Raw genomic sequence first — 6,227 nt, 5'->3', positions numbered from 1 at the left:
CACGGTGGGTGACCGGCGCGGGCACGGCGCGTCCTGCTCTACTTGCCGCGGCGCTGCTGGCGGGTGCCGCGGCGCGGCTGCTGCCGCGGTCCCGTCTGCACGACCTTCCGGACGGTCACGCCGGACGGCAGCTCCTCGGAGGCCGGCGCGTCGTCGTCGGCGTCGCCGTCGTCCGGCCCGTCGTCCGGCGGCGCGTCGCCGGACGCCCCGGTCGCGGCCTTGACCTTCGCGCTCCTGGCCTGCCGCTTGGCGCTCTGCTCGCGGCGGGCGATGTTGGCGCGGATCTGCTTGTACTTCGGCTCGCGCTCCTTGAGCTGCACCAGCAGCGGCGTCGCCACGCACAGCGAGGAGTACGTACCGATGATCATGCCGACGAACAGCGCGAGCGACAGGTCCTTCAGCGTGCCCGCGCCGAACAGCGTGGTGCCGATGAACAGGATCGCGCCGACCGGCAGGATCGCGACCAGCGAGGTGTTCAGCGACCGGACCAGGGTGCTGCTCAGCGCCTGGTTCGCCGCCTCGCTGTAGGTGGTCCTGGAGGTCGGGCCGAGCGGCTTGGTGACCTCCTTGATCATGTCGAACACGACCACCGCGTCGTACAGCGAGTATCCGAGGATCGTCAGGAACCCCAGCAGCGTCGCGGGCGTGACCTCGAACCCGGACCAGGCGTACACGCCCGCCGTGATGACCAGGTCGTGCACGAGGGCGACCACGGCGGCGAGCGCCATCCGCCACTCGAACGCCACCGACAGGTAGCCGATGATCAGGATCATGAAGACGATGAGCGCCTGCCACGCCTTCTTCTGGATCTCCCCGCCCCACGAGGCGCCGACCACCTGGGTGCTGACCTTGCTGGCGGGGACCTTCAGCTCCTTGGTGATGGTCGCCTTGACCTGGGTGACCTGGTCCGAGGACAGGCTCTGGGTCGTGACCCGCCAATCGTCGCCGGCCTTCTGCACGATCGGGTCGTGCGCGCCGCCGTCGGACGCGGCGCCGCGCACCTGCTCGATCGAGGAGCTCGGCGACTTGAAGGTGAAGACCGAGCCGCCCTTGAACTCCACGCCGAAGTTGAGGCCCTGGATCAGCAGCCCGGCGATCGACAGGATCAGCAGCGCCCCGGACAGCGAGTACCAGATCTTCGGCTTGCCGACGATGTCGGCGCTGATCTCACCCCGGTAGATCCGGGAGAGGACCGCGCGCAGCCCCATGGCTCAGGCCTCCTGGCTCGTCTTGCGGGCGGCGACGCCGTCGGCGTCCTGCAGGTTGCGGCGCAGCCGTTTGGCGTCCAGCCCGGACATCGGATGCCCGCGGCCGAAGAAGTTCGTCCGCGACAGCAGGGCCACCATCGGCTTGGTGAAGAAGAACACCACCACGATGTCGATCAGCGTGGTCAGGCCCATCGCGAACGCGAACCCGGCGACGCCGCCGACCGCGAGGAAGTACAGCACCACGGCGGCCAGGAACGTCACGGCGTCGGCGACGAGGATGGTGCGCCGCGCCCGCTTCCAGGCGTTCTCCACCGAGGAGCGCAGCCTGCGGCCCGCTCTCAGCTCGTCCCGCAGCCGCTCGAAGTAGACGATGAACGAGTCGGCGGTGATGCCGATCGACACGATCAGGCCGATGATGTGCGGCAGCGACAGCCGGAAGCCCATCCCCTCGCCGAGGATCACCACCGCCTCATAGGTGATCACGGAGGCGACGATCAGGCTGGACACCGCCACGAGGCCGAGGCCCCGGTAGTACAGCATGCAGTAGAGGACGACCAGGCCGAGGCCGATCGCGCCGGCGATCAGGCCGCCGGTCAGCTGGTCGGAGCCCAGCGTGGACGACACCTCGTCGATGGAGCTCTGCTTGAACTCCAGCGGCAGCGCCCCGTACTTCAGCACGTTGGCGAGGTCGGTCGCGTACTGCTGGGTGAAGCTGTCGGCGGGGCCGTCGATGCTGGCGCTGCCGCCGGTGATCGCGCCCTGGTTGATCTGCGGCGCGGAGACCACCTGGCCGTCCAGGACGATCGCGACCTGCGACTGCGGCGAGGACGAGTCGCTCTGGTACGCCTTGGACGCGTCGGTGGTGACGTCGCCGAACTGGCGGGCGCCCTTGCCGTCGAACTTCAGCGCCACCGACCAGCTCGCCTGGCCCTGCTGGGAGTTCGGCGGCATCGCGGTCGCGCTCTTGACGTTCTCGCCGAGCACCCGGACCGGGCCGAGGATGTACTTGCCGACCTGGCCGTTCTCGACCTTCTGCGCGCACGCCGCGACGAACTTGCGGTTCGGGTCGTTCGCGCCCGGGGCGTGGCGGTCGCCGCTGTAGCAGTTCAGCGACTCGAACTGCTGAATGACCGCCTTGTCGGTGACGCCCGGGTAGGTCTGGGTGCCGGTGGACGGCGCCGGCGACACCAGCGGCGACGACGGCGACGCGGACGGGGACGCCGTGGGGGACGGCGAGCCCGAGCCGGACGGGTTCGGCGTCGGCGCCGCCAGCGCGTCCGACACCGCGCGCTTGCGCGGCGTGGCGGACGCGGACGGGGACGCCGACCCCGAGGGCTTCGCGGTCGGCTTGCCGGACGGGCTCGCCGTGCCGGACGGGCTCGCGGACGGGGAGGGCGTGGCCCCGCCCGCCGTGGGCTTGCCGTCGGTGTAGGCGAACACCTGCCGGAACTGGAGCTTCGCGGTCGTGCCGATCAGCCCCACGACGCGGCCCTGCCCCTCGCCGGGCACGTTCACCACGATGTTGTTGCTGCCCTGCTTGGCGACCTCGGCGTCGGACACGCCCAGACCGTTGACCCGCTGCGTCATGATCTTGACGGCCTGGTCCATCAGGTCCGCCGGCGGGTTCTTGCCCTTCTCGGTCTTGGCGGTGAGCGTGACGGTCGTCCCGCCCGCCAGGTCCAGGCCGAGTTTCGGCTTGGTCTGCCCTTGCAGGAGCGCGACGCCGGCCAGGATCGCGATGACCGCGAAGAGCGCGAAGAGCGTGCGCCCGGGCTTGGGAACGTTGCTAGGCGAGGCCACTGGTCGTTTTCTTCCCGTCCTTGAGTCGTTGCCGGAGGCGTGTCAGGCCTAGGGCTTCTCCCCGGCCTTGGCCTTCGCCTTGGGCTTGGACTCCTCGGCCTCGTCCTCGTCGCCGAGGTCCGCGTCCTCGACGCGGTCGGCGTCCTTGGACAGGTCCACCTCGGACGGCTCGTCCTTGGACAGGTCGACGCGCTCGTCGTCCTCGTCCGCCTCGAGCTCGTCGTCGTCGGCCTCGTCGTCCAGCTCCTCCGGCTCGTCGTCCTTGAGGACCTGCATGACGGCCTGCTTGACGAAGTGGACCTCGACGCCCGGCGCGATCTCCAGCAGGAGACCGTCGTCGTCGACGGAGACCACGGTGGCGCGGATGCCACTGGTCGTCAGCACCCGGGCTCCCGGTTCCATGGCGCTCTGCATGTTCATCTGCTCCTTGCGCCGCTTGCTCTGCGGCCGGATGAGCAGGAAGTAGAAGACCACGGGGACGGCGAGGAGCAGCAGCAGGTTGAAGCCCCCGCTGCCGCCGGACGAAGCCGCCAAAATCATGTCGCTGCCCATTACTGGGGCATCCTTCCGATGTGGTTTGCCCAGCCTGTGACCGGATCGGCCACCCCATGGGGAACGCGGGCTGGAGACGGTGGAACCAAGTCCCGGAGTCTAGAGAGTACGCGAGACCCCGGCAACGACGTGACGATCCGCGACGCCGGGAAGTTCCCATCCCGTTACAACATGATCACTGTTCGGGCCGATCGGCGTCGTCGTCCACCTCGAACAGCGTACCGGCCATCGGCGACGAGGGCGGCTGCGCGACGCCGAGATGCGCCCACGCGGCGGGCGTCGCGATGCGCCCGCGAGGCGTCCTGGCCAGCAGGCCCTGCCGGACGAGGAACGGCTCGGCGACGACCTCGACCGTCTCGGGCTCCTCCCCCACCGACACCGCGAGCGTCGACAGCCCCACCGGCCCCCCGCCGAACTTGCGCAACAGGGACCCCAGGACGGCGCGGTCGAGCCGGTCCAGACCACGCTCGTCCACCTCGTAGAGTCGCAGGGCGGCCTCGGCCAGGTCCCGCGTGATCACGCCGTCCGCGCGGACCTCGGCGTAGTCGCGGACGCGGCGCAGCAGCCGGTTGGCGATCCGGGGGGTCCCCCGCGACCTCCCGGCGACCTCGGCGGCGCCGTCGTCGGTGATCTCCACGTCCAGCAGCCGCGCCGACCGCCGGACGATCACCTCCAGCTCGGCGGGCTCGTAGAAGTCCATGTGCGCGACGAACCCGAACCGGTCGCGCAGCGGCCCCGGCAGCATGCCCGCCCGGGTCGTCGCGCCGACCAGCGTGAACGGCGCGATGTCCAGCGGGATCGCGGTCGCGCCCGGCCCCTTGCCCACGACGACGTCGACCCGGAAGTCCTCCATCGCCATGTAGAGCATCTCCTCGGCGGGCCGCGCCAGCCGGTGGATCTCGTCCAGGAACAGCACCTCGCCCTCGGCGAGGGTGGACAGCACCGCCGCGAGGTCGCCGGCGCGCTCGATCGCGGGCCCCGAGGAGATCCGCAGCGGCTGCCCCAGCTCCGCCGCGATGATCATGGCGAGGGTCGTCTTGCCGAGCCCCGGGCCGCCGGACAGCAGCACGTGGTCGGGCGTGCGGCCGCGCCGCAGCGCCCCGTGCAGCACCAGCGACAGCTGCTCGCGGACCCGCTCCTGGCCGACGAAGTCCTCGAGCCGCTTCGGCCGCAGCGCCGCCTCGATCACCTGCTCCTCGGCGCCGTCCGCGTCCGCCGAGACCAGCCGGTCCGCCTCGCCGCTCATCGCCTCGCCTCCGCTCGGCGGCGAACGGCCTTTCCACGCCGCCGCTTCCCTCGTCGCTCCGGGCGCACGCTCCCCGCGCTCCTCGGTCCGGCGACGACGCGGCCGTTCGCGCGCATCACTTGGCGAGCTTCTTCAGCGCGGACTTCAGCAGCGCCGCGACCGGGGGCGCCTCGGCGCCGTCGAGGTCGGCGGCGACGGCGTCGACGGCCGCGTCGGCGTCCTTGGCGGACCAGCCGAGGTTGATCAGGCCCATCTGGACCTGCGTGCGCCACGCCTCGGCCGCGGCGGGCGCCCGCACCTCCGCGGCGCCGTCGCCGACGGGGCCGCCGAGCCGGTCCTTCAGCTCTAGGACGATCCGCTGGGCGCCCTTCTTGCCGATCCCCGGCACCTTGGTCAGCGCGGTCAGGTCCTCGGCGGCGACGGCGCGGCGCAGCGCGTTCGGGGTGTGCACGGCGAGCATCGCCAGCGCGAGGCGGGGGCCGACGCCGCTGGCGGTCTGCAGCAGCTCGAAGACCGCCCGCTCGTCGTCGTCGGCGAACCCGAACAGGGTCAGCGAGTCCTCCCGGACGACCAGCGAGGTCGGCACCTTCGCCTGGTCGCCGACCCGCAGCCCGGCGAGGGTGGCGGGCGTGCACTGCACGGCCAGGCCGACGCCGTGCACGTCGATCACCGCGCCGTCCGGCCCGGCGGCGGCCACCTGGCCGCTGACGAAGGCGATCACTGGGCACTTCCTCCTCTGCTCGGGTCCTTCGGACGAGAGCCCCGGGGCGCCGGGGGGCCTCCCGCGGGGGCGGCGGCGTTCCGGGCGGCGAGCCGCTCGCGCTCGGCCCGCGCCAGATCCTCGATACGCGAGACGCGCGCCCGCGCCAGCCGCCGCTGCGCGCTACCCCGCCACACGTGGCAGATGGCGAGGGCGAGCGCGTCGGCCGCGTCCGCGGGCTTCGGCGCCGTGTCGAGGTGCAGCAGGCGGGTGACCATGGCGGTCACCTGCGCCTTGTCGGCGCGGCCGTTGCCGGTGACGGCGGCCTTGGCCTCGCTCGGGGTGTGCAGGGCGACCGGCAGGCCGCGGCGGGCGGCGGCGAGCATCGCGATTCCGGCGGCCTGCGCGGTGCCCATCACGGTGCGGACGTTGTGCTGGGAGAACACCCGCTCGACGGCGACGGCGTCGGGGCGCAACTCGTCCATCAGCGCCTCGATCCCCCGCTCGACGCCGAGGAGGCGCAGCGCGTGGTCCTCGTCGGCGTCGGTCCGCACCACCGACACGTGCACCAGGTGCAGCCGCTTGCCGGGCGCGCCCTCGACGACCCCGACCCCGCACCGGGTGAGGCCGGGGTCCACCCCCATCACCCGCACGGCCGCTCCTTCGATCATGTGTTCGGCCGAACACGCTACCAACTCAGGATGACATCGTTCACGTGCGC

Annotated in this window: 6 protein-coding genes; all 6 read right to left on the bottom strand. The window is 71.9% G+C overall.

Features of this window, described 5'->3' with window-relative positions; all coding sequences use genetic code 11:
* Positions 1-38: 38 nt before the first annotated feature.
* Entirely contained in the window at positions 39-1,208 is a 1,170-nt protein-coding gene (secF, locus tag ABT299_RS21955; protein ID WP_433136552.1) for a protein translocase subunit SecF, read from the bottom strand.
* Between the two features lie 3 nt (positions 1,209-1,211).
* On the bottom strand, positions 1,212-3,008 hold the full coding sequence (gene secD / locus ABT299_RS21950; protein ID WP_387030529.1) for a protein translocase subunit SecD: 1,797 nt from the start codon (positions 3,006-3,008) through the stop codon (positions 1,212-1,214).
* A 48-nt stretch (positions 3,009-3,056) separates the two neighbouring features.
* Positions 3,057-3,560, bottom strand: coding sequence for a preprotein translocase subunit YajC (gene yajC, locus ABT299_RS21945; RefSeq protein WP_190856553.1), 504 nt, complete (start codon positions 3,558-3,560; stop codon positions 3,057-3,059).
* Positions 3,561-3,735: 175 nt separating this feature from the next.
* A complete protein-coding gene (ruvB, locus tag ABT299_RS21940; RefSeq protein WP_190856552.1) occupies positions 3,736-4,806 on the bottom strand; it encodes a Holliday junction branch migration DNA helicase RuvB in 1,071 nt (356 codons plus the stop codon).
* Between the two features lie 115 nt (positions 4,807-4,921).
* Complete coding sequence (ruvA, locus tag ABT299_RS21935; RefSeq protein WP_500251816.1) at positions 4,922-5,527, bottom strand: Holliday junction branch migration protein RuvA; 606 nt, start codon at positions 5,525-5,527, stop codon at positions 4,922-4,924.
* Positions 5,524-6,159, bottom strand: a complete 636-nt coding sequence (gene ruvC, locus ABT299_RS21930) for a crossover junction endodeoxyribonuclease RuvC (protein ID WP_190856609.1) — start codon at positions 6,157-6,159, stop codon at positions 5,524-5,526. The genes ruvA and ruvC overlap by 4 nt, the downstream gene beginning before the upstream one ends.
* Positions 6,160-6,227: the final 68 nt, after the last annotated feature.

The sequence above is a fragment of the Spirillospora sp. NPDC000708 genome, from assembly GCF_040299565.1.
In the GTDB taxonomy this organism is placed as follows: Bacteria; Actinomycetota; Actinomycetes; order Streptosporangiales; family Streptosporangiaceae; genus Spirillospora.
Note: the sequence above shows the minus strand (reverse complement) of the source record. Positions and strands in the feature narration are given on the sequence as shown.

Coding starts and splice junctions, on each gene's coding strand:
- yajC (WP_190856553.1), bottom strand. CDS start 3,560: ATGGGCAGCGACATGATTTTGGCGGCTTCGTCCGGCGGCAGCGGGGGC.
- secF (WP_433136552.1), bottom strand. CDS start 1,208: ATGGGGCTGCGCGCGGTCCTCTCCCGGATCTACCGGGGTGAGATCAGC.
- ruvB (WP_190856552.1), bottom strand. CDS start 4,806: ATGAGCGGCGAGGCGGACCGGCTGGTCTCGGCGGACGCGGACGGCGCC.